The sequence below is a fragment of the Streptococcus toyakuensis genome (assembly GCF_024346585.1).
Classification (GTDB): domain Bacteria; phylum Bacillota; class Bacilli; order Lactobacillales; family Streptococcaceae; genus Streptococcus; species Streptococcus toyakuensis.
In genome coordinates this window covers 1,631,173-1,656,457 of sequence record NZ_AP024523.1, presented here as the reverse complement: position 1 = coordinate 1,656,457, position 25,285 = coordinate 1,631,173, and the positions used below count along the sequence as shown (strand labels likewise).

The 25,285-nt window shown below is 42.5% G+C and carries 28 protein-coding genes; 19 read left to right on the top strand and 9 right to left on the bottom strand.

The window, feature by feature from the left end; translation table 11 throughout:
- The first annotated feature begins 16 nt into the window (after window positions 1-16).
- From STYK_RS08390 to STYK_RS08330, 13 genes are all read left to right on the top strand, one after another.
- Entirely contained in the window at window positions 17-802 is a 786-nt protein-coding gene (locus STYK_RS08390; protein WP_078352531.1) for an enoyl-CoA hydratase, read from the top strand.
- A 94-nt stretch (window positions 803-896) separates the two neighbouring features.
- On the top strand, window positions 897-1,331 hold the full coding sequence (gene fabT / locus STYK_RS08385; RefSeq protein WP_061424384.1) for a fatty acid biosynthesis transcriptional regulator FabT: 435 nt from the start codon (window positions 897-899) through the stop codon (window positions 1,329-1,331).
- A complete protein-coding gene (locus tag STYK_RS08380; protein ID WP_084886600.1) occupies window positions 1,331-2,305 on the top strand; it encodes a beta-ketoacyl-ACP synthase III in 975 nt (324 codons plus the stop codon). Before fabT ends, STYK_RS08380 begins: the two co-directional genes overlap by 1 nt.
- 58 nt (window positions 2,306-2,363) lie before the next feature.
- Window positions 2,364-2,588 (top strand): acyl carrier protein, encoded by a 225-nt coding sequence (locus tag STYK_RS08375; RefSeq protein WP_000257838.1) that lies wholly within the window; start codon window positions 2,364-2,366, stop codon window positions 2,586-2,588.
- 222 nt (window positions 2,589-2,810) lie between these two features.
- A complete protein-coding gene (gene fabK, locus STYK_RS08370) occupies window positions 2,811-3,785 on the top strand; it encodes an enoyl-[acyl-carrier-protein] reductase FabK (protein ID WP_261804874.1) in 975 nt (324 codons plus the stop codon).
- Complete coding sequence (fabD, locus tag STYK_RS08365) at window positions 3,778-4,701, top strand: ACP S-malonyltransferase (RefSeq protein ID WP_084923682.1); 924 nt, start codon at window positions 3,778-3,780, stop codon at window positions 4,699-4,701. Before fabK ends, fabD begins: the two co-directional genes overlap by 8 nt.
- Before the next feature lie 40 nt (window positions 4,702-4,741).
- A complete protein-coding gene (gene fabG, locus STYK_RS08360; protein ID WP_001176197.1) occupies window positions 4,742-5,473 on the top strand; it encodes a 3-oxoacyl-[acyl-carrier-protein] reductase in 732 nt (243 codons plus the stop codon).
- Window positions 5,474-5,494: 21 nt separating this feature from the next.
- Window positions 5,495-6,730, top strand: coding sequence for a beta-ketoacyl-ACP synthase II (fabF, locus tag STYK_RS08355; protein ID WP_049544789.1), 1,236 nt, complete (start codon window positions 5,495-5,497; stop codon window positions 6,728-6,730).
- Between the two features lie 2 nt (window positions 6,731-6,732).
- Window positions 6,733-7,218, top strand: a complete 486-nt coding sequence (gene accB, locus STYK_RS08350; protein ID WP_261028002.1) for an acetyl-CoA carboxylase biotin carboxyl carrier protein — start codon at window positions 6,733-6,735, stop codon at window positions 7,216-7,218.
- Window positions 7,215-7,637 carry a 3-hydroxyacyl-ACP dehydratase FabZ gene (gene fabZ / locus STYK_RS08345; RefSeq protein ID WP_000565515.1) on the top strand — a complete coding sequence of 141 codons (423 nt, stop codon included), beginning with the start codon at window positions 7,215-7,217 and terminating at the stop codon, window positions 7,635-7,637. The genes accB and fabZ overlap by 4 nt, the downstream gene beginning before the upstream one ends.
- 11 nt (window positions 7,638-7,648) lie before the next feature.
- Window positions 7,649-9,016, top strand: coding sequence for an acetyl-CoA carboxylase biotin carboxylase subunit (gene accC, locus STYK_RS08340; RefSeq protein WP_261804873.1), 1,368 nt, complete (start codon window positions 7,649-7,651; stop codon window positions 9,014-9,016).
- 36 nt (window positions 9,017-9,052) lie between these two features.
- Window positions 9,053-9,919, top strand: coding sequence for an acetyl-CoA carboxylase, carboxyltransferase subunit beta (gene accD, locus STYK_RS08335; RefSeq protein WP_084923686.1), 867 nt, complete (start codon window positions 9,053-9,055; stop codon window positions 9,917-9,919).
- Window positions 9,916-10,683: an acetyl-CoA carboxylase carboxyl transferase subunit alpha gene (locus STYK_RS08330; protein WP_261804872.1), complete on the top strand. Its 768-nt coding sequence runs from the start codon at window positions 9,916-9,918 to the stop codon at window positions 10,681-10,683. The genes accD and STYK_RS08330 overlap by 4 nt, the downstream gene beginning before the upstream one ends.
- A 253-nt stretch (window positions 10,684-10,936) precedes the next feature.
- Here the strand turns inward: STYK_RS08330 and nusB are convergent, their stop codons facing one another.
- The 7 genes from nusB to gatC all read right to left on the bottom strand — a co-directional run bounded on the left by nusB (window position 10,937) and on the right by gatC (window position 17,046).
- Entirely contained in the window at window positions 10,937-11,362 is a 426-nt protein-coding gene (nusB, locus tag STYK_RS08325) for a transcription antitermination factor NusB (protein ID WP_261017313.1), read from the bottom strand.
- Complete coding sequence (locus STYK_RS08320; protein ID WP_224218945.1) at window positions 11,355-11,744, bottom strand: Asp23/Gls24 family envelope stress response protein; 390 nt, start codon at window positions 11,742-11,744, stop codon at window positions 11,355-11,357. The genes nusB and STYK_RS08320 overlap by 8 nt, the downstream gene beginning before the upstream one ends.
- 21 nt (window positions 11,745-11,765) lie before the next feature.
- Window positions 11,766-12,326 carry an elongation factor P gene (gene efp / locus STYK_RS08315; RefSeq protein WP_000568643.1) on the bottom strand — a complete coding sequence of 187 codons (561 nt, stop codon included), beginning with the start codon at window positions 12,324-12,326 and terminating at the stop codon, window positions 11,766-11,768.
- A 339-nt stretch (window positions 12,327-12,665) separates the two neighbouring features.
- A complete protein-coding gene (locus STYK_RS08310; protein WP_261027997.1) occupies window positions 12,666-13,709 on the bottom strand; it encodes a 2,3-butanediol dehydrogenase in 1,044 nt (347 codons plus the stop codon).
- A 126-nt stretch (window positions 13,710-13,835) separates the two neighbouring features.
- The gene (gene gatB / locus STYK_RS08305; protein WP_261804871.1) at window positions 13,836-15,278 is read right to left on the bottom strand and encodes an Asp-tRNA(Asn)/Glu-tRNA(Gln) amidotransferase subunit GatB; all 1,443 of its coding nucleotides are present in this window, start codon (window positions 15,276-15,278) and stop codon (window positions 13,836-13,838) included.
- Window positions 15,278-16,744, bottom strand: a complete 1,467-nt coding sequence (gene gatA, locus STYK_RS08300; RefSeq protein ID WP_261804870.1) for an Asp-tRNA(Asn)/Glu-tRNA(Gln) amidotransferase subunit GatA — start codon at window positions 16,742-16,744, stop codon at window positions 15,278-15,280. The genes gatB and gatA overlap by 1 nt, the downstream gene beginning before the upstream one ends.
- Window positions 16,744-17,046 (bottom strand): Asp-tRNA(Asn)/Glu-tRNA(Gln) amidotransferase subunit GatC, encoded by a 303-nt coding sequence (gatC, locus tag STYK_RS08295; protein WP_261804869.1) that lies wholly within the window; start codon window positions 17,044-17,046, stop codon window positions 16,744-16,746. Before gatC ends, gatA begins: the two co-directional genes overlap by 1 nt.
- 293 nt (window positions 17,047-17,339) lie before the next feature.
- On the opposite strand from gatC, the gene STYK_RS08290 reads away from it, so the two are divergent.
- Window positions 17,340-17,414 carry a hypothetical protein gene (locus tag STYK_RS08290; RefSeq protein ID WP_232610068.1) on the top strand — a complete coding sequence of 25 codons (75 nt, stop codon included), beginning with the start codon at window positions 17,340-17,342 and terminating at the stop codon, window positions 17,412-17,414.
- Window positions 17,415-17,712: 298 nt separating this feature from the next.
- Window positions 17,713-19,257 (top strand): peptide chain release factor 3, encoded by a 1,545-nt coding sequence (locus STYK_RS08285; protein WP_001025437.1) that lies wholly within the window; start codon window positions 17,713-17,715, stop codon window positions 19,255-19,257.
- 461 nt (window positions 19,258-19,718) lie between these two features.
- Here the strand turns inward: STYK_RS08285 and STYK_RS08280 are convergent, their stop codons facing one another.
- Both STYK_RS08280 and sstT read right to left on the bottom strand, forming a co-directional pair.
- Window positions 19,719-20,672 (bottom strand): aromatic acid exporter family protein, encoded by a 954-nt coding sequence (locus STYK_RS08280; RefSeq protein ID WP_261804868.1) that lies wholly within the window; start codon window positions 20,670-20,672, stop codon window positions 19,719-19,721.
- Between the two features lie 67 nt (window positions 20,673-20,739).
- The gene (gene sstT / locus STYK_RS08275) at window positions 20,740-21,945 is read right to left on the bottom strand and encodes a serine/threonine transporter SstT (protein WP_261804867.1); all 1,206 of its coding nucleotides are present in this window, start codon (window positions 21,943-21,945) and stop codon (window positions 20,740-20,742) included.
- A 151-nt stretch (window positions 21,946-22,096) separates the two neighbouring features.
- Here sstT and STYK_RS08270 point away from each other — a divergent pair, with 151 nt between their 5' ends.
- The 4 genes from STYK_RS08270 to yqeH are packed head-to-tail and all read left to right on the top strand — an operon-like array spanning window position 22,097 to window position 25,273.
- Complete coding sequence (locus STYK_RS08270) at window positions 22,097-22,663, top strand: mechanosensitive ion channel family protein (protein WP_045612191.1); 567 nt, start codon at window positions 22,097-22,099, stop codon at window positions 22,661-22,663.
- A 51-nt stretch (window positions 22,664-22,714) separates the two neighbouring features.
- Window positions 22,715-23,620: a magnesium transporter CorA family protein gene (locus STYK_RS08265; protein WP_000242267.1), complete on the top strand. Its 906-nt coding sequence runs from the start codon at window positions 22,715-22,717 to the stop codon at window positions 23,618-23,620.
- Between the two features lie 16 nt (window positions 23,621-23,636).
- On the top strand, window positions 23,637-24,164 hold the full coding sequence (locus STYK_RS08260; protein ID WP_049500248.1) for a YqeG family HAD IIIA-type phosphatase: 528 nt from the start codon (window positions 23,637-23,639) through the stop codon (window positions 24,162-24,164).
- A gap of 2 nt (window positions 24,165-24,166) precedes the next feature.
- Window positions 24,167-25,273, top strand: coding sequence for a ribosome biogenesis GTPase YqeH (gene yqeH, locus STYK_RS08255; protein ID WP_020901601.1), 1,107 nt, complete (start codon window positions 24,167-24,169; stop codon window positions 25,271-25,273).
- Window positions 25,274-25,285 lie beyond the last annotated feature (12 nt).

Below are 25,285 nucleotides of genomic sequence, written 5' to 3'. Positions count from 1 at the left end.
ATAAAAAGGAGTCCGGATGGAACACATTATTTATCAGCTTGAAGAGGATTTGGCAATCCTTACCTTGAACCGTCCTGAGGTCGCAAATGGTTTTCATATCCCTATGTGCGAGGAGATTTTAGAAGCTCTGACTTTGGCAGAAGAGGATCCGGCTGTGCATTTTGTCTTAATCAACGCGAATGGCAAAGTCTTCTCTGTTGGGGGAGATTTAGTAGAGATGAAGCGAGCAGTAGATGAGGATGATATTCCATCATTGACGAAAATCGCAGAATTAGTCAATACTATTTCTTATAAAATCAAGCAAATTGCAAAGCCTGTCTTGATGGAGGTTGATGGGGCTGTTGCAGGTGCCGCAGCGAATATGGCTGTTGCTGCAGATTTCTGTCTGGCAACGGATAAGGCTAAATTTATCCAAGCTTTTGTTGGAGTTGGCCTAGCTCCAGATGCAGGTGGGATTCATCTCTTGAGCCGAAGTATTGGTGTGACGCGTGCTGCTCAATTAGCTATGACAGGTGAGGCTTTGAATGCAGAAAAAGCTCTAGAGTGGGGCCTGGTTTACCGTGTCTGTGAAGCTGATAAACTTGAAAAGACGAGAGAACAGCTCCTTAAAAAATTGAGACGCGGGTCAGCTAATTCCTATACAGCCATCAAGAAGTTGGTTTGGGAGAGCCAATTTAAAGACTGGCAGAGTTACGCTACTTTAGAACTGAACCTTCAGGAGTCACTAGCGAAAACAGAGGATTTCAAAGAGGGAGTTCGGGCTCATTCGGAAAGAAGACGACCTAAATTTACAGGAAAATAAAAAAATACTTGCACCATTCTTTGAACTTTGATATAATTCTTTTGTCAAATGTTTTGATTCTAAAAGTTTTTTTTGAAAAGGAGGGAAGGAAAGATTGGACTACCAACGAATTAATGAATATTTAACGTCTATATTTAACAATGTCCTCGTTATTGAGGAAGTTAGCTTGAGGGGTAGTCGTTTCAAGGATATCTCCATCAAAGAAATGCATACGATTGATGTGATTGGGAAATTCCCAGATGTGACACCAAGTCAAGTGTCAAAAGAGTTGATGGTGACTCTTGGGACAGTTACGACTAGTTTGAATAATCTCGAACGCAAGGGTTACATTGAACGCATTCGTTCAGAACATGATAGACGTGTGGTGCATCTGCATTTGACAAAGAAAGGTCGCTTGGTTCATAGGCTACATAAACGCTTCCACAAGGCCATGGTTGAAAAAATCATCGATGGTATGAGTAAGGAAGAAATTGATGTTATGAGCAAAGGTTTGACCAATCTTTATCAATTTTTGGAGGATTTGAAATAATGGCTTTTGCAAAAATAAGCCAGGTTGCTCATTATGTACCAGAGCAAGTGGTTACAAATCATGATTTGGCTCAGATTATGGATACCAATGATGAGTGGATTTCAAGTCGGACGGGAATACGACAAAGGCATATTTCAAGAACAGAATCTACCAGTGATTTGGCTACAGAGGTTGCTCAGAAACTGATGGCAAAAGCTGAAATCACAGGAGAAGAGCTGGATTTTATCATTCTAGCTACTATTACTCCAGATTCTATGATGCCCTCTACAGCTGCTCGTGTCCAAGCCAATATTGGTGCTAATAAGGCCTTTGCTTTTGACCTAACAGCAGCTTGCAGTGGATTTGTATTTGCCTTATCAACTGCTGAAAAGTTTATCGCTTCTGGTCGCTTTCAAAAAGGCTTGGTGATTGGTAGTGAAACCCTCTCTAAGGCAGTTGATTGGTCGGACCGATCAACAGCTGTGTTGTTTGGAGATGGTGCTGGTGGAGTCTTGCTAGAAGCTAGCGAGCAAGAGCATTTCTTAGCTGAGAGTCTCAATAGTGATGGGAGTCGCAGCGAGTGTCTAACTTATGGACAGTCAGGCTTACATTCTCCATTTTCAGATCAAGAAAATGCAGATTCATTTTTGAAGATGGATGGGCGCGCGGTCTTTGATTTTGCCATTCGAGATGTGGCCAAGTCAATCAAACAGACTATTGATGAGTCTCCTATAGAGGCGACAAACTTGGATTATCTGCTACTTCATCAGGCTAATGACCGTATTTTGGATAAAATGGCTAGAAAAATCGGTGTCGACCGAGCTAAACTTCCAGCCAATATGATGGAATATGGCAATACTAGTGCAGCAAGTATCCCGATTTTACTTTCAGAGTGTGTAGAACAAGGCCTCATCCGTTTAGACGGTAGCCAGACTGTTCTTCTATCAGGCTTCGGTGGAGGCTTGACCTGGGGCACACTCATTCTTACAATTTAGGTAATCATGTGGTGAACACATTGTTATAAAAAACTATTTATTTTAAAGGAGTCCTATTATGGCAGTATTTGAAAAAGTACAAGAAATTATCGTTGAAGAACTTGGAAAAGACGCATCAGAAGTAACACTTGAATCAACTTTTGATGACTTGGACGCAGATTCATTGGACTTGTTCCAAGTAATCTCAGAAATTGAAGATGCTTTTGATATCCAAATCGAAGCAGAAGATGACTTGAAAACAGTTGGTGACTTGGTTGCCTACGTTGAAGAGCAAACAAAATAATACTCAATGAAAATCAAAGAGCAAACTAGGAAGCTAGCCGCAGGCTGTACTTGAGTACGGCAAGGTGACGCTGACGTGGTTTGAATTTGATTTTCGAAGAGTATAAGCAGAATATAGATAGAAGGAGTAGGGAAACCCGCTCCCTCTTGTTTAGGCAATAGTTTGATTTTCAAATTATGACGATATCGAACTATTACGTAAGCAAGAAACGATGGAGGCACTATGAAAACGCGTATTACAGAATTATTGAACATTGATTATCCTATCTTTCAAGGAGGAATGGCTTGGGTTGCTGATGGTGATTTGGCAGGAGCTGTTTCCAAGGCTGGAGGACTAGGGATTATCGGTGGGGGGAATGCCCCTAAAGAAGTTGTCAAGGCAAATATTGATAAAATCAAATCATTGACTGATAAACCCTTTGGTGTCAACATTATGCTCTTGTCTCCCTTTGTGGAAGATATTGTAGACCTCGTTATCGAGGAAGGGGTTAAGGTTGTTACAACAGGCGCAGGAAATCCAAGCAAGTACATGGAACGCTTCCATGCTGCTGGTATCACGGTTATTCCAGTTGTGCCTAGTGTTGCTTTAGCTAAACGCATGGAAAAAATCGGTGCGGACGCTGTTATTGCAGAAGGAATGGAGGCCGGGGGGCATATCGGTAAATTAACAACTATGACCTTGGTGCGTCAGGTTGCTGCTGCTGTATCTGTTCCTGTTATTGCTGCAGGAGGGATTGCGGATGGTGAAGGTGCTGCGGCTGGCTTTATGCTAGGTGCAGAGGCTGTTCAGGTTGGAACTCGTTTTGTCGTTGCAAAAGAGTCTAATGCCCATCCAAATTATAAGGCGAAAATTTTAAAAGCTCGAGATATTGATACTACGGTTTCAGTTCAACACTTTGGACATGCTGTTCGTGCGATTAAAAATCAGTTGACTCGTGATTTTGAACAAGCTGAAAAAGATGCCTTTAAACAAGAAAATCCAGATTTGGAAATCTTTGAACAAATGGGAGCAGGTGCTCTAGCCAAAGCTGTTGTTCACGGAGATGTGGATGGAGGCTCTGTCATGGCAGGTCAAATTGCAGGCCTTGTTTCCAAAGAAGAAACCGTTGAAGAAATCCTAAAAGATTTGTATTACGGAGCAGCTAAGAAAATTCAAGAAGAAGCCTCTCGTTGGGCAGGAGTTGTAAGAAATGACTAAAACAGCCTTTTTATTTGCTGGTCAAGGTGCCCAGTATCTAGGTATGGGACGGGAACTCTATAATCAGTATCCGATTGTCAAAGAAACGATTGATCAAGCGAGTCAGGTACTCGGTTATGATTTGCGTTATCTTATTGATACAGAAGAAGAAAAACTCAATCAGACCCGCTATACGCAACCAGCTATTTTAGCAACTTCAGTTGCTATCTACCGTTTATTGCAAGAAAAGGGCTATCAGCCTGATATGGTTGCTGGTTTGTCCCTTGGAGAATATTCTGCCTTGGTGGCCAGTGGTGCCTTAGATTTTGAAGATGCGGTAGCCTTGGTAGCTAAGCGTGGAGCCTATATGGAAGAAGCGGCCCCTGCTGGTTCTGGCAAGATGGTAGCAGTTCTCAATACGCCAGTAGAGGTTATTGAAGAAGTCTGTCGAAAAGCTTCTGAACTTGGAGTAGTTACCCCAGCCAACTATAATACACCTGCACAAATTGTGATTGGTGGAGAAGTGACTGCAGTTGACCGAGCTGTTGAACTCTTGCAGGAAGCAGGAGCTAAACGCTTGATTCCTCTCAAGGTTTCAGGACCTTTTCATACCGCTCTCCTTGAGCCTGCTAGCCAGAAACTAGCTGAAACTCTAGCTCAGGTAAGTTTTTCAGATTTTACTTGTCCCCTAGTCGGCAATACAGAAGCTACGGTCATGAAAAAAGAAGACATTGCTCAACTTTTGACGCGTCAGATCAAGGAACCGGTTCGTTTCTATGAAAGTATTGCGGTTATGCAAGAAGCAGGCGTAACCAACTTTATCGAGATTGGCCCGGGGAAAGTCTTGTCAGGCTTTGTCAAAAAAATTGATAAGACCGCTAAACTAGCCAATGTTGAAGATCAGGCTAGTTTGGAAACTTTGCTAGAAAACAAGTAATCCCTTCTCCCATAAATACAAGAGGAAACAGGAGAAAAGAATGCAACTAAAAAATAAAAATATCTTTATTACAGGTTCGAGTCGTGGAATTGGTCTTGCCATCGCCCACAAGTTTGCTCAAGCAGGAGCCAATATTGTTTTAAACAGTCGTGGGGCAATCTCAGAAGAATTGCTCGCTGAGTTTTCAAACTATGGTGTCAAGGTGGTTCCTATATCAGGAGACGTGTCAGATTTTGCAGACGCTAAGCGTATGGTTGATCAAGCTATTGCAGAGCTGGGTTCAGTAGATGTTTTGGTCAATAATGCAGGGATTACCCAAGATACCCTTATGCTCAAGATGACAGAGGCGGATTTTGAAAAAGTGCTCAAGGTTAACCTGACTGGTGCCTTTAACATGACACAATCAGTCTTGAAACCGATGATGAAAGCCAGAGAAGGTGCTATCATTAATATGTCTAGTGTTGTTGGTTTGATGGGAAATATCGGTCAAGCTAACTATGCAGCTTCTAAGGCTGGTTTGATTGGTTTTACCAAGTCTGTGGCTCGTGAAGTGGCCAATCGCAATATCAGGGTTAACGCTATTGCACCTGGAATGATTGAGTCCGATATGACAGCTGTTCTATCAGACAAGGTAAAAGATGCTATGCTGGCTCAAATTCCTATGAAAGAATTTGGACAAGCGGAGCAGGTTGCAGATTTGACAGTATTTTTAGCAGGCCAAGATTATCTAACTGGTCAAGTGGTTGCCATTGATGGTGGCTTAAGTATGTAGCAGAAGCTAGAGGTGAAAAAGATGAAACTAAATCGCGTAGTAGTAACAGGTTATGGAGTAACATCTCCAATCGGAAATACACCAGAAGAATTTTGGAATAGTTTGACAACTGGAAAAATCGGAATTGGTCAAATTACGAAATTTGATCATAGCGACTTTGATGTTCATAATGCAGCAGAAATCCAAGATTTTCCTTTTGATAAATACTTTGTAAAGAAAGATACCAATCGTTTTGATAACTATTCTTTATATGCCTTGTATGCGGCTCAAGAAGCTGTCAATCATGCCAATTTAGATGTAGAGGCTCTTGATAAAGATCGTTTTGGTGTTATTGTGGCCTCTGGTATTGGTGGAATCAAGGAAATTGAAGATCAAGTGCTTCGCCTAAATGACAAAGGACCAAAACGTTTGAAACCATTGACCCTTCCAAAAGCCTTGCCAAATATGGCTTCAGGAAATGTTGCTATGCGTTTTGGAGCAAACGGTGTTTGTAAATCTATCAATACTGCCTGCGCTTCATCAAATGACGCGATTGGTGATGCCTTCCGTTCAATTAAATTTGGTTTCCAAGACGTTATGTTGGTAGGTGGTTCAGAAGCCTCTATCACACCTTTTGCTATTGCTGGTTTCCAAGCCCTAACAGCTCTCTCTACTACAGAGGATCCAACTCGTGCTTCTATTCCATTTGATAAGGACCGCAATGGGTTTGTTATGGGTGAAGGTTCAGGGATGTTGGTTCTTGAAAGTCTTGAACACGCTGAAAAACGTGGGGCAACCATCCTTGCTGAAGTAGTTGGTTACGGAAATACTTGTGATGCCTACCATATGACTTCTCCTCATCCAGAAGGTCAGGGAGCTATCAAGGCCATTAAACTAGCCTTGGAAGAAGCTGAGATTTCTCCAGAGCAAGTAGCCTATGTCAATGCTCACGGAACGTCAACTCCTGCTAATGAAAAAGGAGAAAGTGGAGCTATTGTAGCTGTTCTTGGTAAGGAAGTGCCTGTGTCATCAACCAAATCATTCACGGGCCATTTGCTGGGTGCTGCAGGTGCAGTAGAAGCTATCGTAACAATCGAGGCTATGCGTCATAACTTTGTACCAATGACAGCTGGGACAAGCGAAGTATCAGATTATATCGAAGCCAATGTCGTTTATGGACAAGGCTTGGAGCAAGAAATTCCATACGCTATTTCAAATACTTTTGGTTTTGGTGGCCACAATGCAGTTCTTGCTTTCAAACGTTGGGAGAATAAATAAGTATGAATTTAAACGATATTAAAGACTTGATGGCCCAATTTGACCAGTCAAGTTTGAGAGAATTTTCTTATAAAAATGGGACGGATGAGTTACAGTTTAGCAAGAATGAAGCTAGACTGGTATCTGAAGTTGCACCTCAAGTTGCTCCAGCACCCGTTCTAGCAACACCGAGTCCAGTAGCTCCTATATCTGCTTCAGCAGAAACTGTAGCAGAAGAAGTTCCAGCTCCAGCTGAAGTCAGTGTGGCTGCTGAGGGAGATGTTGTAGAGAGCCCACTTGTTGGGGTGGCTTACTTGGCTGCTGGTCCAGATAAACCTGCCTTTGTAACAGTTGGTGATAGTGTTAAAAAAGGCCAAACATTGGTAATTATTGAAGCCATGAAAGTCATGAATGAAATCCCAGCTCCTAAGGATGGTGTGGTAACAGAAATTCTCGTTTCTAACGAAGAAATGGTTGAATTTGGTAAAGGATTGGTACGAATCAAATGATTGATATTCAAGGAATCAAAGAAGCCCTTCCTCACCGTTATCCTATGCTCCTAGTGGACCGTGTCTTGGAAGTGAGCGAGGACACCATTGTTGCCATCAAAAATGTGACTATCAATGAGCCCTTCTTTAACGGTCATTTTCCTCAATACCCTGTCATGCCAGGTGTTCTGATTATGGAAGCCTTGGCGCAAACAGCTGGTGTCTTGGAGTTATCAAAACCTGAAAATAAAGGGAAACTAGTCTTTTACGCTGGTATGGACAAGGTCAAGTTTAAGAAGCAAGTTGTACCAGGTGACCAATTAGTTATGACGGCAACGTTTGTAAAACGTCGTGGCACCATTGCCGTGGTTGAAGCAAAGGCTGAAGTGGATGGCAAGCTTGCAGCTAGTGGTACTCTTACCTTTGCAATTGGGAACTAAGGAGGTTCTCCATGTTTCGAAAAATTTTAATTGCCAATCGTGGTGAAATTGCGGTCCGTATTATCCGTGCGGCGCGTGAACTGGGGATCGCAACGGTGGCGGTTTATTCAACTGCTGATAAGGAAGCCCTTCATACGCTTTTGGCAGATGAAGCGGTTTGTATCGGTCCTGGTAAGTCAACTGAGTCTTATCTCAATATCAATGCGGTTCTATCAGCTGCAGTCTTGACTGAGGCAGAAGCCATTCACCCAGGTTTTGGATTTCTCAGTGAAAATTCCAAATTTGCAACTATGTGTGAAGAGGTGGGGATTAAGTTTATCGGCCCATCTGGTCATGTCATGGATATGATGGGAGACAAAATCAATGCGCGTGCTCAGATGATTAAAGCAGGCGTGCCTGTCATTCCAGGTTCAGATGGAGAAGTGCATAACTCTGAGGAAGCTTTGATTGTTGCTGAAAAAATTGGCTATCCTGTTATGCTCAAGGCTTCAGCAGGTGGAGGTGGTAAAGGGATTCGTAAGGTTGAAAAACCAGAAGACCTCGTTTCCGCCTTTGAAACTGCCTCTAGCGAAGCCAAGGCCAATTATGGCAATGGTGCCATGTACATAGAACGAGTTATCTATCCCGCTCGTCACATTGAGGTTCAAATCCTAGGAGATGAGCATGGACATGTGATTCACTTGGGGGAACGGGATTGTTCTCTTCAACGGAATAACCAAAAGGTTTTAGAAGAAAGTCCTTCGATTGCAATTGGCAAAACGCTACGCAATGAAATTGGTGCTGCTGCTGTTCGAGCTGCAGAGTCTGTTGGTTATGAGAATGCAGGGACCATTGAGTTTCTTCTTGATGAAGCCAGTGGAAACTTCTATTTCATGGAAATGAATACACGTGTTCAGGTAGAGCATCCAGTAACAGAGTTTGTTTCAGGTGTGGATATCGTTAAGGAACAGATTCGCATTGCGGCAGGTCAGCCTCTGTCTGTTAAGCAAGAAGATATTGTTCTACGCGGTCATGCCATCGAGTGTCGTATCAATGCAGAAAATCCAGCCTTTAACTTTGCTCCAAGTCCAGGTAAGATTACCAATCTCTATCTGCCAAGTGGTGGAGTTGGCTTGCGCGTGGATTCAGCAGTTTATCCAGGTTATACCATTCCGCCTTATTATGATAGTATGATTGCCAAAATCATCGTACACGGCGAAAATCGTTTTGACGCCTTGATGAAAATGCAACGTGCCCTCTATGAATTAGAGATAGAAGGGGTGCAGACCAATGCAGATTTCCAGCTTGACCTCATTTCAGATCGCAATGTCATTGCTGGAGATTATGATACTTCCTTCTTGATGGAAACCTTCTTACCCAAATATCAAGAAAAAGAATAAAATGACTTCAAGAGTTTAAACCGAAAAGGGGAATCAATGGCTCTATTTAGTAAAAAAGATAAGTATATTCGAATCAATCCCAATCGTTCGGTTAGGGAAAAACCTCAAGCCAAGCCAGAGGTTCCAGATGAATTATTTTCCCAGTGTCCAGGCTGTAAGCATACCATCTATCAGAAGGATCTGGGAAGTGAGCGTATCTGTCCACACTGTAGCTATACCTTTCGTATTTCTGCCCAAGAACGCTTGGCTTTGACGATTGATATGGGAACCTTCAAGGAATTGTTTACAGGGATTGAAAGCAAGGACCCCTTGCATTTCCCTGGTTATCAAAAGAAACTAGTAACCATGCGTGAAAAAACAGGTCTGGATGAAGCTGTTGTGACAGGAACAGCTCTTATAAAAGGTCAGACTGTGGCTCTTGGGATTATGGATTCCAACTTTATCATGGCATCTATGGGTACGGTTGTAGGGGAAAAAATTACTCGCTTGTTTGAGTATGCGACTGTCGAACAATTACCAGTTGTTCTCTTCACAGCCTCTGGTGGAGCCCGTATGCAGGAAGGAATCATGAGTCTCATGCAGATGGCCAAGATTTCTGCAGCAGTTAAACGCCATTCAAATGCTGGTCTCTTTTACCTGACCATTTTGACAGATCCAACGACAGGTGGTGTGACAGCTTCTTTCGCTATGGAAGGCGATATCATTCTGGCTGAACCACAGAGTTTAGTTGGTTTTGCTGGGCGTCGTGTCATTGAAAATACGGTTCGTGAAAGCTTGCCTGAGGATTTCCAAAAGGCAGAATTCCTATTGGAACATGGTTTTGTGGATGCTATTGTCAAAAGAAGAGATTTGCCAGATACGATTGCTAGCCTAGTCAGATTGCACGGAGGGGGTCCTAGATGAATATTGCAAAAATAGTCAGAGAAGCGCGTGAGCAGAGTCGCTTGACAACTTTGGACTTTGCTGCAGGCATTTTTGATGAATTTATCCAATTACACGGTGACCGTTCTTTTCGTGATGATGGTGCAGTTGTTGGTGGTATTGGCTGGCTTGGGGAACAAGCGGTAACAGTGGTTGGTATCCAAAAAGGCAAGAGTTTACAAGATAACCTCAAGCGGAATTTTGGTCAACCGCATCCAGAAGGCTACCGCAAGGCCCTACGTTTGATGAAACAGGCTGAAAAGTTTGGTCGTCCAGTTGTGACCTTTATCAATACTGCAGGTGCCTATCCTGGTGTGGGAGCGGAAGAACGTGGACAGGGAGAAGCTATTGCTCGCAATCTCATGGAAATGAGTGATTTGAAAGTTCCTATTATTGCTATCATTATCGGTGAAGGTGGTTCTGGTGGGGCTCTGGCTCTAGCAGTCGCAGACCGTGTTTGGATGCTGGAAAATTCTATCTATGCCATTCTCAGTCCAGAAGGTTTTGCTTCCATTCTATGGAAAGATGGCAGTCGTGCCATGGAAGCAGCAGAACTGATGAAAATCACTTCACACGAACTGTTAGAAATGGACGTGGTGGACAAGGTGATTTCTGAAGCAGGACTTTCTAGTAAAGAACTGATTAAGAATGTTAAAAAAGAACTCCAAGCTGAGCTAGCTAGACTTTCACAAAAATCGTTAGAAGAGTTGTTGGAAGAGCGTTATCAACGATTTAGAAAATACTAATACAAAAACTAGAACTGGCAGTCAGTTCTAGTTTTTATGTGCTTCTTATACTCAATGAAAATCAAAGAACAAACTAGGAAACTAGCCGCAGGCTGCTCAAAACACTGTTTTGAGGTTGCAGATAGAACTGACGAAGTCAGTAACATCTATACGGCAAGGCGACGTTGACGCGGTTTGAAGAGATTTTCGAAGAGTATTACTCTGTGCAGAGGAGAAAGTAAAAAAGTGCTTGGGAGACCAAACACCTTTTCGATTATTCATTTTCTTCAGTTACAAATTGACTAAGCAGTCCGTTGATAAAGCGGGCTGATTTTTGATCTGAAAAATTCTTAGCGAGTTCAATGGCTTCATTGACTGCTACCAGCTGAGGTGTATCAAATGATGTGATTTCAAAGATTCCCAAGCGTAGTAAGTTTTTTTCGACCAAGGTCAAGCGCTCAACTGTCCAGCCTGACTTGAGGTGCTGGTTGATTTGTGTATCCAACTCGTCTTTTTGAGCTTGAACACCAGAAACCAAGTTTAGAAGAAAGGCTGGAATTTGCACATCTTCATCTTCACGGTCATGTGTGTAGGCAAAGCGACAAGCTGTTTCCATATCTGTGTCGAATTCAAGGCTCATAAGAGCTTGAAAAGCGCACTTACGAAGTTCGCGTCTAGATTCTAATAATGGACTAGTCATTGAGGAAGTCCTCGTTAAATAGATCTTTCAACTCTGGTTTAGGTGTTTTGTCTGGAACAATTCCTGTAACATGGATATTGACAGCAGCAAGTTCCACATCAGCCATATCATGGACAGCATCTTTGACCGCTTTTTGAATCGCAAGAGCTACTTTTGGTACTTTCACACCGTACTCAAGGTAGAGGTAGATGTCAGCAGTTAGTTCTTCGTTGCTTTCTTTTAAGTAGACGCCACGACCAAGAGAGAGTTTTGATAGGGTATCAGATACGGATTTATTTGAAAATGAGTGGACACCATCAACTTTAGCAGTTGCGATGGCAATGATTTTTTCAAGTACACGTGGAGCGATAACGATTTCGCCAAATTGTTCTTCAATTCCCATAGAATGACCTCTTTCTAGAGATTAGGCACGAGAAACGTAAGTTCCTTCTGCAGTGTTGATGATCAATTTTTGTCCAGCTTCGATGAAGTCAGGAACGTTGACAACAAGTCCAGTTTCCATAGTCGCTGGTTTACCAGAACCTGTAACAGTAGCACCTTTGATAGATGGTTGTGTTTCAGCAACTGTCAATTCAACAGTAGTTGGTACAGTTACACCGATTACTTCAGTTCCGTAGAATTGGATTTTCACATCAGAGTTTTCAAGGATGTAAAGCAATTCATTTTCAACGTTTACGACTGGAATTTCGTATTGGTCGTAAGTTTCAGTGTTCATGAAGTAGGCAGTTTCATCCATTTTGTACAAGTATTGAGCTGGAACAGTTTCGATAATAGCTTGTTCGAATTTTTCTTCTGGACGGTAGCTTGTGTCAAAAGTAGAACCAGTACGGACATCACGCAATTTCATACGCATGATCGTATTCCCTTTACCTGGTTTGTGGTGGCTAGCTTCCAAAACGCGGATTAATTTTCCGTCTGCAGTTTCAAATGTCATACCAGCTTTCAATTTGCTTGCTTCAATCATGTTTTTACCTCTTTAATAAATATTATTACTCTTCATTTTACCATAAAATCTTCTGGAAATAAAGCCAAAATAGTTATTGGGATTTGGTAGGGGAGAAAAAGAATATTGCCTAGTCAGGTGGGGTGGTTAATGTTAAAGAGTATCCACTATATTTTTTCTCATACTCAATGGAAATCAAAGAGCAAACTAGGAAGCAAGTCGCAGGTTGCTCAAAACACTGTTTTGAGGTTGCAGATGGAAGCTGACGTGGTTTGAAGAGATTTTCGAAGAGTATTATATTTCAAAAGGCCGAAGTAAGCTTACTCCGACCTGTTAGTATTGTCTTAAAAAGATTGATTTTTATTCTGGTTCTACCAAAATTTTAATTTGTGACTTATCTTGAGTTAATTCGATAAAGCCTTCTTCGACGATATTTTCCAATTTAATTTTCTTAGTAACTAATTTTTCAGCAGAGAAGTAGCCTTGTTCCATCAATTCTAATACTTTAGGGAAGATATGACGATAAGCAATGATTCCTTTTAGTGTCTTTTCTTGGATTGCAAATTCATTCGGATTAATATTTGCTTCTCGTTCCCAGATAGAGACCACCATGCACTCACCTGCTTTATGTACGGCAGCTAAGGCTTGTCCTAAAACTACTGGCACACCCGTTACTTCATAAGAAACATCTACACCACCGTTTGTTAAACGATGAATAGCTTCAACAGCTGTTTCACCTTCTTCCGGACGGACAACGATAGCTCCTAACTCTTCAGCTTTTGCTTGACGTTCAGGTGATAGTTCAACAGCATAAATCTTAGAAGCACCCGCTGCACGAAGGGCTTCTACAATTAAGAGACCAATCGGACCTAAGCCAAAGACAGCAGCAGTATCACCAGCTTTTAGTGCTGATTGACGAACTGCATAAACTGCAACAGCAGCTGGCTCAGTGAGAGCAGCTTGCTCATAGCTTAAGCTATCTGGAATGACATGTACTAAGTCACCGTCTAAAACACAATATTTGGCAAATCCACCGTCTGCAGCTAAACCGACAAAATTAAGGTTTGGATCCAAATTATAATTACCAACTAAGTTATTCTTAGCTAGAATTGGTTCTACAGCAACACGATCACCAACTTTAACACGAGTAACATCGCTTCCGACTTCTACAATTTCACCAGAAAATTCATGTCCCAGTGTTACTGGTGCTTTTTGACCAGAATAGACATGTTCTTCTGTTGGGATGAAGATAGGGCCATCTAAAAATTCGTGGAGGTCAGTACCACAAATTCCTGTGAATTTAACAGCAACTTTTACTTGGTGCGGAAGTACCTCAGGGATTTTTACTTCTTGAATACGAACATCTTTTGCTGCATGCCAGCGAGCTGCTTTCATTGTAGCCATATAAATAACTCCTTATTGTTGCGATTTTTAGTTTTCCTTTTAGGAAACTTTACATGTAATATTGTAAACGCTTTCCTTTTATTTGTCAAGAAAAAAACCAACCTCAGGGCTGGTTTCCTTTACATATTAATCTTCTTTCAACTTCGCCAATTCCTGAGCAAGGAGTTTAAGGGCAACTTGTGGGTTGGCTTGGCCTTTGGTTGCTTTCATAAGGAATCCTGTGAAGGCCTTGTCTGCGTTACGTTTCCCTGACTTGAAGTCGGCAACAGCAGCTTCGTTATCGGCGAATACTTGGTGGATGATTGGAATCAAGACAGCTGGATCTGAGATTTGAACCATACCTGCTTTTTCTACGTATTCACGCGCACCACCGCCATTTTTAGCCAGGTGGACAAAGACTTTCTTGGCAATCTTAGACGAGATCGTGCCGTCTTCGATGATGGCAATCATTTCTACCAAGTTTTCTGGTGTCAATTCGATTTGTTCTAGTGTTTTGCCTTCAGCGTTCAAGAATTGAGCAACTTCTCCTTGGAGCCAGTTAGAGACTTGTTTGGCATCACCACCTAGGGCGACAGCTTTTTCAAAGAAATCAGAAGTGATCTTGTTTGCAGTCAACTGACTAGCATCGTAGTCTGACAAGCCAAGGTCAGATACGTAGCGCGCACGGCGTTCTTTTGGAAACTCTGGCAATTCAGTACGCATTTCCTCAATCCACTCGTCGGAAATTTCAAAGAGGGGTAGGTCTGGTTCTGGGAAGTAGCGGTAGTCTGCGGCACCTTCTTTAACACGCATGAGGATGGTTGCTTTGTTGGCTTCATCGTAACGGCGTGTTTCTTGACGAATTTGACCACCTGAGCGAAGGATTTCAGTTTGACGTTGGACTTCGTATTCAAGACCCTTGCGAACGTTTGAGAAGGAGTTAAGGTTTTTCAATTCAGTCTTGGTACCGAATTTTTCTTGACCATAAGGGCGAAGAGAAATGTTGGCATCCACACGCATCGAACCTTCTTCCATCTTAACGTCAGAAATGCCAGCGTACTGGATGACTTCCTTGAGAGCAGTCAGATAAGCATAGGCTTCTTCTGGCGAGCGCATGTCCGCTTCAGATACAATCTCAATCAATGGCACCCCTTGGCGGTTGAGGTCAACATAAGAGTAGCCATCTGTACCGTGGGTGTTTTTACCAGCGTCTTCCTCTAGGTGAGCACGTTCAATACCGATTTTTTTAGTTGTACCGTCTTCTAGCTCGACTTCAATCCAGCCGTTGTAGCCGATTGGCTCATCAAACTGAGAAATTTGGTAGGCTTTGGGATTATCAGGATAGAAGTAGTTCTTGCGGTCAAAGTGCATCTTTTTGTGGATGTCCATGTTGAGGGCAAGAGCAGCCTTGATACCGGCATCGACAACACCTTTATTGAGAACGGGTAGTACACCAGGGAAAGACCAGTCAATCACGTTGGTGTTGGCATTTTGGTCATTTCCAAAGTGGGCAGAAGTAGGCGAGAAGATTTTTGAATTGGTGTTAAGCTCTACGTGGACTTCAAGCCCAATGACTGTTTCAAAGTTCATTAGTTGTCACCTCCAAAAATCACGGGTTGTTGTTTGTGGTAGTCTGTTGTTGCTTCAAAGGCAGCAGCAGCTTGGTAAATGGTTTCCTCTGAGTATTTAGGACCAATCAATTGCAGACCGACAGGTAGACCTTGAGAGAATCCAGCAGGAATCGAAATTCCTGGGAGACCAGCTAAGTTGACTGGGATGGTCAAAAGGTCAGCCAAGTACATGGCAACTGGGTCGTGGTTGAGAGAATCCAAGTCATAGGCAACGCTTGGTGCAGTTGGGCCCAAAATCAAGTCGTAATCCGCAAAGACTTTTTCGAAATCTTGAATGATGAGTGTACGAACTTGACCAGCCTTTTTGTAGTAAGCATCATAGTAACCTGATGAAAGGCTGAAAGTACCTAGCATGATACGACGTTTTACCTCTTCACCGAAACCTTGGCTACGGCTGTTTACATAGATTTCATCAAGATTAGTCGCATCTTCTGCGCGGTAGCCGTAACGAATACCGTCAAAGCGTTGCAAGTTTGATGAAGCTTCAGATGAAGCGATGATGTAGTAGACCGCAACACCGTATTTAGAGTGAGGAAGGCTGACTTCTTCGACGATAGCGCCAAGTTTTTCAAAGTGCTTAGCAGCATTTAGAATAGTTTCCTTAACCTCTGGGTCAATCCCTTCACCAAGGTATTCCTTAGGCAAAGCGATTTTCATGCCCTTGATGTCTTGACCGATTTTTGAAGTAAAGTCGGCAATGCGGACAGGAGCAGAAGTAGAGTCTTTAGCATCTTCGCTAGCAATAGCGTTGAGTAAGAGGGCGTTTTCCTTAACAGTTGGTGCAAAAGGTCCGATTTGGTCTAATGAGCTACCGAAGGCAATGAGACCGAAACGTGAAACAGTTCCGTAGGTTGGTTTGAGACCAACGATTCCGTTGAAGGCAGCAGGTTGGCGGATAGAACCACCAGTATCAGAACCAAGTGACAAGCGAACTTGTCCTGAAGCTACCGCTGCGGCAGAACCACTTGATGATCCACCAGGAACCTTGCTGTGGTCCCAAGCGTTTTTAGTGGCACCGTAGTGGGAAGTCTCACCTGAACCACCCATGGCAAATTCGTCCATGTTGGTTTTCCCAACGACAATCATGCCTTTGGCTTTGGCATTGGAAACGGCTGTCGCATCAAAGATTGGCTCGTAGTTGTAGAGCATTTTTGAGGCAGCGGTTGTGAGAATACCGTCAGTAGAGATATTATCCTTAACAGCGAGCGGAATTCCTGAAAGGACATTATCAGCGTCAATTCCAGCTTCATCAATAGCTTTAGCTTGCGCAAGGGCTTGCTCCTCAGCAATTGTGACAAAAGCGTTGATAGATGTCTCGCGAGACTTGATATCTTCAAGCGTTGCTTGGGTCAATTCAGTTGCAGAAATTTCCTTAGACACAAGGAGATTGTGCAAGTCTTCAATAGTTTTGTTATTAAAAGTCATTAGGCATCTCCTCCATCGTCTAGGATAGCTGGTACCTTGATATAGTAGTTGTCTTTTTCAGGTACGTTTTTAAACAAGCGATCACGGTCTGTTCCTTCTTCGGCCACATCAGGGCGGAATACGGTCTTACGGTCAGCCATAGTTGTAGTAGGTGCGACACCGGTTGTGTCGACTTCGCCCAGCAATTCAACCATGTCAACAATCTTAGACAAAGTCGTCGCAAAGGTAGCAGTTTCTTCTTCAGAGAATCTTAATTTTGAAAGATTGGCAACGTGTGTTACCTCTTCTTGCGTAATTTTCATCTTGCATCCTTTCGTGAAATGATGATTTTTAGTCTGTTCTATTTTACCATATTTTCCTATAAATAAGGGAGGTAAAGCTGAAAAAAGACAGGTGGAGGCTAGAGAATGTGTTTTAATGATTATTAATTTGAAAAGAGGATTTCAACGGAGGAATTATATGGTACAATGGTGTAACAGAGAAGTGAAGACGGTGGTTACGAAATCGAAAGGATGGTGATGCTTATGTGCAGAACCTGTAAAATCTTAGTAGAAAGGAGTAACCAGATTTGTCACCCTTTGAGGCTTTGACACTCATGTTTGTAGCTGGTAACTTTGTTATCACGCTCCTGAAGTTCATCCTTGAATTGGTAAAAGAGACAAAAAAATAGCCGTCCTAACTTTGGCGAGTTAACGAGCTATTTTTTAGTTATGTAATTACAGCCACCGTCTTAAACGGCTCTGTAGGGTGTTGTTGACGCAACACCTTTTTCTATATTCATTGTAACATTTATTTTAAAAATTGCAAGTGGAATTGTTCTACTTTAGCAGTGTCTGACATAAAATAGAAATTGAAAAAAATGCTAAAATCCGATATAATGGAGTGTTGAAAGGAATGGTAAAATCCAATGTAAAAATCATTCTGAATTATTGAAACAAGAAAAATAGAGAATCAAAGAAAGAGAACTTATGAATATTCAAGAAGAAATTAAGAAACGTCGTACCTTTGCCATCATCTCCCACCCGGACGCGGGGAAAACAACCATCACTGAGCAGTTGCTCTACTTTGGGGGCGAGATTCGTGAGGCTGGTACGGTTAAAGGAAAGAAAACAGGGACTTTTGCCAAGTCTGACTGGATGGATATCGAGAAGCAACGTGGGATTTCGGTTACTTCATCTGTGATGCAGTTTGACTACGATGGCAAGCGTGTGAATATCCTAGACACACCAGGACACGAGGATTTCTCAGAAGATACCTATCGTACCTTGATGGCGGTGGATGCTGCGGTCATGGTTGTGGACTCTGCCAAGGGTATCGAGGCCCAAACTAAGAAATTGTTTGAAGTTGTGAAACACCGTGGCATTCCCGTCTTTACCTTTATGAACAAGCTGGACCGTGACGGACGTGAGCCACTAGACCTCTTGCAAGAGTTGGAAGAAGTCTTGGGCATTGCAAGTTATCCGATGAACTGGCCAATCGGGATGGGGAAAGCCTTTGAGGGCTTATATGACCTCTATAACCAACGCTTGGAGCTCTATAAAGGGGATGAGCGTTTTGCTAGTCTTGAAGATGGGGACAAGCTTTTTGGCAGCAATCCTTTCTACGAGCAAGTCAAGGATGATATTGAACTTTTAAATGAAGCTGGGAATGAGTTTTCAGAGGAAGCTATTCTGGCTGGAGAATTGACACCTGTCTTCTTCGGTTCGGCCCTCACAAACTTTGGTGTGCAGACCTTCCTTGAAACCTTCCTTAAGTTTGCTCCAGAACCACATGGTCACAAGAAAACAGACGGTGAAATTGTGGATCCTTATGACAAGGATTTCTCAGGATTTGTCTTTAAGATCCAAGCCAACATGGACCCTCGTCACCGTGACCGTATCGCCTTTGTCCGTATCGTATCAGGTGAGTTTGAGCGTGGTATGAGTGTCAACCTACCTCGTACTGGTAAGGGCGCCAAGCTGTCTAATGTTACCCAGTTTATGGCGGAAAGTCGTGAGAATGTAACCAATGCCGTGGCAGGTGATATCATCGGGGTTTACGATACAGGTACTTATCAGGTTGGGGACACTTTGACAGTTGGAAAAAATAAGTTTGAGTTTGAACCGCTGCCAACCTTTACACCTGAAATTTTTATGAAAGTTTCTGCCAAGAACGTTATGAAGCAAAAATCCTTCCACAAGGGGATTGAGCAATTGGTGCAAGAAGGTGCCATTCAGCTTTATAAGAATTATCAAACTGGCGAGTACATGCTAGGCGCTGTTGGTCAACTCCAGTTTGAAGTCTTTAAACACCGTATGGAAGGCGAGTACAATGCAGAAGTGGTTATGAGCCCGATGGGTAAAAAGACCGTTCGTTGGATTAAGCCTGAGGACTTGGATGAACGGATGTCGTCAAGTCGAAATATCTTGGCTAAAGACCGTTTTGACCAACCAGTCTTTCTCTTTGAAAATGACTTTGCCCTCCGCTGGTTTGCGGACAAGTATCCAGATGTAGAGTTGGAAGAGAAGATGTGATTCAGTAAGCCTACTTGATTGCAAAGCAATCTAAGTAGGCTACGGCAAGTCCTATTAGACTTGCCTAACTGCTTCACTAACTGAGTTTTACAAATGGAATCGATTTGTAAAACTCAGTGTCGTAATCTAATAATAGGTAACCGCTATTGCGGCTTACCTAAACGCTTCACTAGGAAAAATCCACGAATATTATGGATTCGTGGATTTTTCTGTCGTAACTGGTAGGAAGTAGCCTAGCTAACTGCCTTACTAACTATGTTTTGTAAATGTAATCGATTTGTAAAACTCAGTGTCGTGGCTAATAAGACAGCAAAGTATGTAGGGTTTTATCTTAGCTTTCTATAAAAAGATGTTGAATATTAGAACTTATTCGTTTTACTATTAACCTTTATGGTGATAACTTACAAATAAAAGAAAACTCCAGATTTTCACTTTTTGTGATTGGTCTGAAGTTTTCTTTTTTACTGTCCATATTTTTTGTAAAAGTCAACTTTTACTTGGATGAAGGTTTTGGCTTCGCGTAGGAGTTGGAGGAGCGTGGCACGGGTTTCAAATTCTTCTCTTGTCTTGGGCAGACTGCGGTTACGGAAGACTTCCAGATAGCGTTCGATTTCATCTAGCAAATCAGAAGCAGGATTGGTCTGGCTCAGTTGTCCAGCAATTTTTGAAAAGAGTTGGGCCAAAATCAGGCTTTCACTGGCAGCTAGGTGACAGGTGTTGATTTGTTGGGCCATGTTTCGTAGTATGCGACTTTGTCGCTGTCTCATCTCAAAATAGTGGATATGGTAATCGGTCTGGTGAAAGAGGTGGTCTGAGTGATCTAGATAGACTAGTCTGAGGGCTTCTTCCAAAAGGGTGTCTAATTCTTCTACCAGCTGTGCTCGATTGCGTCCATCTCCTTTGGATAAGTAGTATTTGAAGCGATGGAGGATATCTTTTAACTTTTCTTCCACCAGCGTGTGGTAGTGCTGGATTTCCTCTTGTCGTGAAGGCATGTAGAGATTTACAAGTAAGGCAAATCCTGTACCAATTACAAAGAGAAGGAATTCATTGAGTAGAAGGTCTGGAGAAGTTGACTCTTGCACCAAGAGATGGCTAACCAAAACAGTGCTTGGAGTGATGCCAATTTCCCAGCCCATCTTGTAGGCCAGAGGAACGTATAGGGCAAGATAGAGTCCAAGGCTCCAGATATGAAATCCACTCAAGTGAAAAGCTAAAACACCAATAGCCAGAGCTAGAAGCATGGAAAAGAGGCGATTGCGAGCCAGTTTTAAGGTACTTCTACGCGTATCAGATAGGCTCAAGAGGGCAATAATTCCAGCCGAGACAGCTGAGGAGAGATTGAGAAAATAAGCAAGAAAGCAGGCAAGACAGGTGGCTAAGATGAGTTTGGTCGTACGTTGGCTAATAGACATAAGAATTTCTTAATAAGTTAGAATAAAAGCGTAAAAGACAAGACCTGAGAAGGCTTGCCTTTATGAGTTATTTTTTACGGGCTGCTGCGTATTCGGCAACGGCGGTAAAGAGGACGTCTGTAGAAGAGTTGAGGGCTGTTTCACATGAGTCTTGGATAACTCCAATCACAAATCCAACCCCAACAACTTGCATAGCAATATCGTTAGAAATACCGAAGAGGCTACAAGCAACTGGGATAAGAAGGAGGGATCCTCCGGCAATACCAGAAGCTCCACAGGCTGAGATGGCTGCTACTACACTAAGGACAAAGGCTGTTGCAAAGTCAACAGGGATGCCAAGAGTATTTACTGCAGCAAGGGTTAGAACGTTAATGGTAATTGCTGCTCCGGCCATGTTGATAGTAGAACCAAGTGGGATAGAAACTGAATAGGTATCTGGATCTAGTCCGAGGTCGTGGCAAAGTTTCATATTGACAGGGATGTTGGCCGCAGAACTACGAGTGAAGAAGGCTGTCACACCACTGACACGCAAACATTTCAAAACGAGGGGATAAGGATTCCTCTTCATAAAGAGAAATGCAATCAATGGATTGACTACTAGAGCAACAAAGAACATAGTTGTCACCAAGAGGCCAAGCAAGATTCCATAGTTAGCTAAACTGCCGATTCCCTTATCGGAGATGGTTTTGAAGACAAGGCCAAGGATTCCAAATGGAGCTAGGTTGATGATCCACTCGACAATTTTAGAAGTCACATCAGCAATAGTATTCAACAATTCTTTACTATTTTTGCTGGCTTCTCTCATAGCAATCCCGAAAACAACTGCCCATGATAGGATACCGATGTAGTTGGCTGTGACAAGGGCATTGACTGGATTGTCAACCAATTTGAGCAAGAGGTTGCTGAGGACCTGGCCAATCCCATCTGGTGGTGCAATTTCTGTATTGGCACTATTTAGGGTAATTTCAACAGGTACGATGAAACTAGCAAAAACCGCTACAAGAGCAGCTGCAAATGTCCCCACTAGATAAAGGAAGATAACAGTTTTCATATTGCTATCTTGCCCCTTTTTATGTTGGGAAAGGGCATTGGCAACGAGGGCAAAGACCAGAATCGGTGCGATGGCTTTGAGGCCACCAACAAAGAGATCTCCGAGCAGGCCAATTCCTGAAATGTTAGGAAGTGTCAGTCCTAGGATACCTCCACAAAGCATACCAATCAAAATTCGTTTGATCAGGCTTGCCTTATTCCAAGCATGAATGATTTTTTTCATAACAATCTCCTTTGTTGTGTAATGTTTATGATTATAGTATAAATATGAGCTAAAATCAAGAATTTTCTGTCTATTTTGGCTGTTATTTTTGAATATTTATGGAGATTCATCACTTGTAAAAGTATGGTATAATAAATGAAAGGAGTTTTCTATGAAAGAATTTATTCAAACCTACCTCAATAAGCTTGATATAACAACGATTATTGAAAATATCTTAACCAAGTTAATTTCTCTGTTATTCTTATTTTTACTCTTTTATATAGCTAAGAAATTGCTCCATACCATGGTGCAGAGAATTGTTAAACCTTCTCTAAAAATGTCTCGTCATGATGTCGGGCGTCAGAAAACCATTTCACGTTTATTAGAGAATGTGTTTAATTATACCCTTTATTTCTTTTTGCTTTACTGTATCTTGTCTATTTTGGGTTTGCCAGTTTCTAGTTTACTAGCAGGTGCTGGGATAGCTGGGGTGGCTATTGGTATGGGAGCCCAAGGTTTTCTGTCTGATGTCATCAATGGTTTTTTCATCCTCTTTGAACGTCAACTGGATGTGGGAGATGAGGTCGTTTTGACAAATGGTCCTATTACTGTCTCGGGCAAGGTTGTCAGTGTCGGCATTCGAACAACGCAACTCAGAGGAGAAGACCAGGTTCTGCACTTCGTTCCCAATCGGAATATCACCGTCGTCAGCAATTTCTCTCGTACAGACCAGGCCTGAAATTTTAGCAGATTTATGGTACAATAGAAAGAGTTTAATAAAGGAGAAAAGATGGTTTTAGAAAAGCAGTTGGGCAATGGTTGTACCTGGATAGACCTTGATGTGGATAAGATTAAAAATATGGAAGATCTTTCTGACATCTATGGATTGGACAAGGAAACCATTGAGTATGCTCTGGATAGAAATGAACGAGCTCATATGGATTATAACCGTGAAACGGAGACGGTAACCTTTATTTATAATGTTCTTGATTTAGAAAAAGACAAAGAATATTATGAAGCGATTCCCATGACCTTTATCGTCGAAAGACAACGAATGATTACCATCAGCAACCATAAGAATGCTTATGTCATTGATCAGATGTCAGCTTATCTGGATAGCCATGAGTCGCTTTCTATTTACAAGTTTCTCTTTGCTGGTTTAGAGATTATCAGTAACGCTTATTATCCTGTCATTGAAGAGATGGATAAAAGTAAGGACGAAATTAGTGCCTTGCTACGTCAAACTACAACAAAGAAAAATCTCTTCGCCCTCTCTGACTTGGAGACTGGTATGGTTTACTTGACAGCAGCAGCAAAACAAAATCGACTCCTCTTGGAACATATCCAGGGCCATGCTCTTTATCGGAGATTTAATGATGTCGAACGAGAGCAGTTTGATGATGCCATGATTGAAGCCCATCAGTTGGTGTCTATGACAGACTTGATTTCTCAAGTCTTGCAACAACTCTCAGCTTCTTACAACAACATCCTAAACAATAACTTGAATGATAGTTTGTCAATTTTGACTATTATCTCCGTCTTACTAGCAGTACTTGCGGTTATTACAGGTTTCTTCGGAATGAATGTTCCTCTACCATTTACAGAAGAGCCAAATGCTTGGATTTATATCTTAATGACTAGCTTGATTTTATGGGTGGCCTTATCTCAATGGCTGAAGAAAATTACTAGAAAATAAAAGAAAAGGAGCCAAAATGGTGATTGAAAACTACATGCCAGACTTTGCTGTGGAAGCAGTCTATGATCTGACAGTCCCAAGCCTGCAGGCGCATGGAATCAAGGCTGTTTTGGTCGATTTGGACAATACCCTCATTGCTTGGAACAACCCTGACGGGACGCCAGAGATGAAGCAATGGCTACATGATCTTCGGGACGCGGGCATTCGCATTATTGTGGTATCAAATAACACTAAAAAACGCGTCCAACGAGCAGTTGAGAAGTTTGGGATTGATTACGTTTATTGGGCTCTGAAGCCCTTCACATTTGGGATTGACCGTGCCATGAAGGAATTCCACTATGAGAAAAGCGAAGTGGTCATGGTCGGCGACCAGCTCATGACAGATATACGAGCAGCCCACCGTGCAGGCATTCGCTCGATTTTAGTCAAACCCTTGGTCCAACATGACTCGATCAAAACACAGATCAACCGAGCTCGTGAGCGCCGTGTGAAGCGAAAAATCACTGAAACGTACGGACCGATTACATATAAAAAAGGAATTTAACTATGGAAGAAATTCTCTGTATTGGTTGTGGAGCAACCATTCAGACGACAGATAAGGCTGGTCTTGGTTTTACCCCCCAGTCGGCACTTGAAAAAGGTTTGGAAACTGGCGAAGTCTATTGCCAACGCTGTTTCCGTCTCCGCCACTATAATGAAATCACGGATGTCCAGTTGACGGACGATGATTTCCTCAAGCTCTTGCACGAGGTGGGAGACAGTGATGCCTTAGTGGTCAATGTCATTGATATCTTTGATTTTAATGGCTCTGTCATTCCAGGCTTGCCACGCTTTGTATCGGGCAATGATGTCCTTTTGGTGGGAAATAAAAAAGATATCCTGCCCAAGTCAGTTAAACCAGGCAAGATTAGCCAGTGGCTCATGGAACGTGCCCACGAAGAAGGTCTTCGTCCAGTCGATGTCGTCCTAACTTCGGCACAAAATAAACATGCTATTAAGGAAGTCATTGACAAAATCGAACACTACCGTAAGGGCCGTGATGTCTATGTTGTTGGCGTGACAAACGTTGGAAAATCAACCCTCATCAATGCCATCATTCAAGAAATCACGGGTGATCAGAATGTCATCACGACTTCGCGCTTCCCAGGGACAACCTTGGACAAAATTGAGATTCCGCTTGACGACGGTTCTTATATCTACGATACGCCGGGAATTATCCACCGCCACCAGATGGCTCACTACTTGACGGCTAAAAACCTCAAGTATGTCAGCCCTAAAAAGGAAATTAAACCCAAAACCTATCAGCTCAATCCTGAACAAACACTGTTTCTAGGCGGTCTCGGACGCTTTGACTTCATTGCGGGTGAAAAGCAAGGATTCACAGCCTTCTTTGATAATGAACTCAAACTCCACCGAACCAAGCTTGAAGGAGCTAGTGCTTTCTATGACAAGCATGTAGGAACCCTTCTGACACCACCAAATAGCAAGGAAAAAGAAGATTTTCCAAAACTAGTCCAACATGTATTTACCATCAAGGACAAGACAGACCTAGTTATCTCAGGCCTAGGCTGGATTCGCGTAACAGGCACCGCCAAAGTCGCCGTCTGGGCACCAGAAGGCGTCGCAGTTGTCACACGAAAAGCAATTATTTAAAATGAAATCACT

What these genes read in the sequence shown, in the direction of transcription:
- STYK_RS08390 (WP_078352531.1), top strand. Translation starts at nt 17, where the DNA reads ATGGAACACATTATTTATCAGCTTGAAGAGGATTTGGCAATCCTTACC.
- STYK_RS08380 (WP_084886600.1), top strand. Translation starts at nt 1,331, where the DNA reads ATGGCTTTTGCAAAAATAAGCCAGGTTGCTCATTATGTACCAGAGCAA.
- STYK_RS08375 (WP_000257838.1), top strand. Translation starts at nt 2,364, where the DNA reads ATGGCAGTATTTGAAAAAGTACAAGAAATTATCGTTGAAGAACTTGGA.
- fabK (WP_261804874.1), top strand. Translation starts at nt 2,811, where the DNA reads ATGAAAACGCGTATTACAGAATTATTGAACATTGATTATCCTATCTTT.
- fabD (WP_084923682.1), top strand. Translation starts at nt 3,778, where the DNA reads ATGACTAAAACAGCCTTTTTATTTGCTGGTCAAGGTGCCCAGTATCTA.
- fabG (WP_001176197.1), top strand. Translation starts at nt 4,742, where the DNA reads ATGCAACTAAAAAATAAAAATATCTTTATTACAGGTTCGAGTCGTGGA.
- fabF (WP_049544789.1), top strand. Translation starts at nt 5,495, where the DNA reads ATGAAACTAAATCGCGTAGTAGTAACAGGTTATGGAGTAACATCTCCA.
- accB (WP_261028002.1), top strand. Translation starts at nt 6,733, where the DNA reads ATGAATTTAAACGATATTAAAGACTTGATGGCCCAATTTGACCAGTCA.
- fabZ (WP_000565515.1), top strand. Translation starts at nt 7,215, where the DNA reads ATGATTGATATTCAAGGAATCAAAGAAGCCCTTCCTCACCGTTATCCT.
- accC (WP_261804873.1), top strand. Translation starts at nt 7,649, where the DNA reads ATGTTTCGAAAAATTTTAATTGCCAATCGTGGTGAAATTGCGGTCCGT.
- accD (WP_084923686.1), top strand. Translation starts at nt 9,053, where the DNA reads ATGGCTCTATTTAGTAAAAAAGATAAGTATATTCGAATCAATCCCAAT.
- STYK_RS08330 (WP_261804872.1), top strand. Translation starts at nt 9,916, where the DNA reads ATGAATATTGCAAAAATAGTCAGAGAAGCGCGTGAGCAGAGTCGCTTG.
- nusB (WP_261017313.1), bottom strand. Translation starts at nt 11,362, where the DNA reads ATGACTAGTCCATTATTAGAATCTAGACGCGAACTTCGTAAGTGCGCT.
- STYK_RS08320 (WP_224218945.1), bottom strand. Translation starts at nt 11,744, where the DNA reads ATGGGAATTGAAGAACAATTTGGCGAAATCGTTATCGCTCCACGTGTA.
- efp (WP_000568643.1), bottom strand. Translation starts at nt 12,326, where the DNA reads ATGATTGAAGCAAGCAAATTGAAAGCTGGTATGACATTTGAAACTGCA.
- STYK_RS08310 (WP_261027997.1), bottom strand. Translation starts at nt 13,709, where the DNA reads ATGGCTACAATGAAAGCAGCTCGCTGGCATGCAGCAAAAGATGTTCGT.
- gatB (WP_261804871.1), bottom strand. Translation starts at nt 15,278, where the DNA reads ATGAACTTTGAAACAGTCATTGGGCTTGAAGTCCACGTAGAGCTTAAC.
- gatA (WP_261804870.1), bottom strand. Translation starts at nt 16,744, where the DNA reads ATGACTTTTAATAACAAAACTATTGAAGACTTGCACAATCTCCTTGTG.
- gatC (WP_261804869.1), bottom strand. Translation starts at nt 17,046, where the DNA reads ATGAAAATTACGCAAGAAGAGGTAACACACGTTGCCAATCTTTCAAAA.
- STYK_RS08285 (WP_001025437.1), top strand. Translation starts at nt 17,713, where the DNA reads ATGAATATTCAAGAAGAAATTAAGAAACGTCGTACCTTTGCCATCATC.
- STYK_RS08280 (WP_261804868.1), bottom strand. Translation starts at nt 20,672, where the DNA reads ATGTCTATTAGCCAACGTACGACCAAACTCATCTTAGCCACCTGTCTT.
- sstT (WP_261804867.1), bottom strand. Translation starts at nt 21,945, where the DNA reads ATGAAAAAAATCATTCATGCTTGGAATAAGGCAAGCCTGATCAAACGA.
- STYK_RS08270 (WP_045612191.1), top strand. Translation starts at nt 22,097, where the DNA reads ATGAAAGAATTTATTCAAACCTACCTCAATAAGCTTGATATAACAACG.
- STYK_RS08265 (WP_000242267.1), top strand. Translation starts at nt 22,715, where the DNA reads ATGGTTTTAGAAAAGCAGTTGGGCAATGGTTGTACCTGGATAGACCTT.
- STYK_RS08260 (WP_049500248.1), top strand. Translation starts at nt 23,637, where the DNA reads ATGGTGATTGAAAACTACATGCCAGACTTTGCTGTGGAAGCAGTCTAT.
- yqeH (WP_020901601.1), top strand. Translation starts at nt 24,167, where the DNA reads ATGGAAGAAATTCTCTGTATTGGTTGTGGAGCAACCATTCAGACGACA.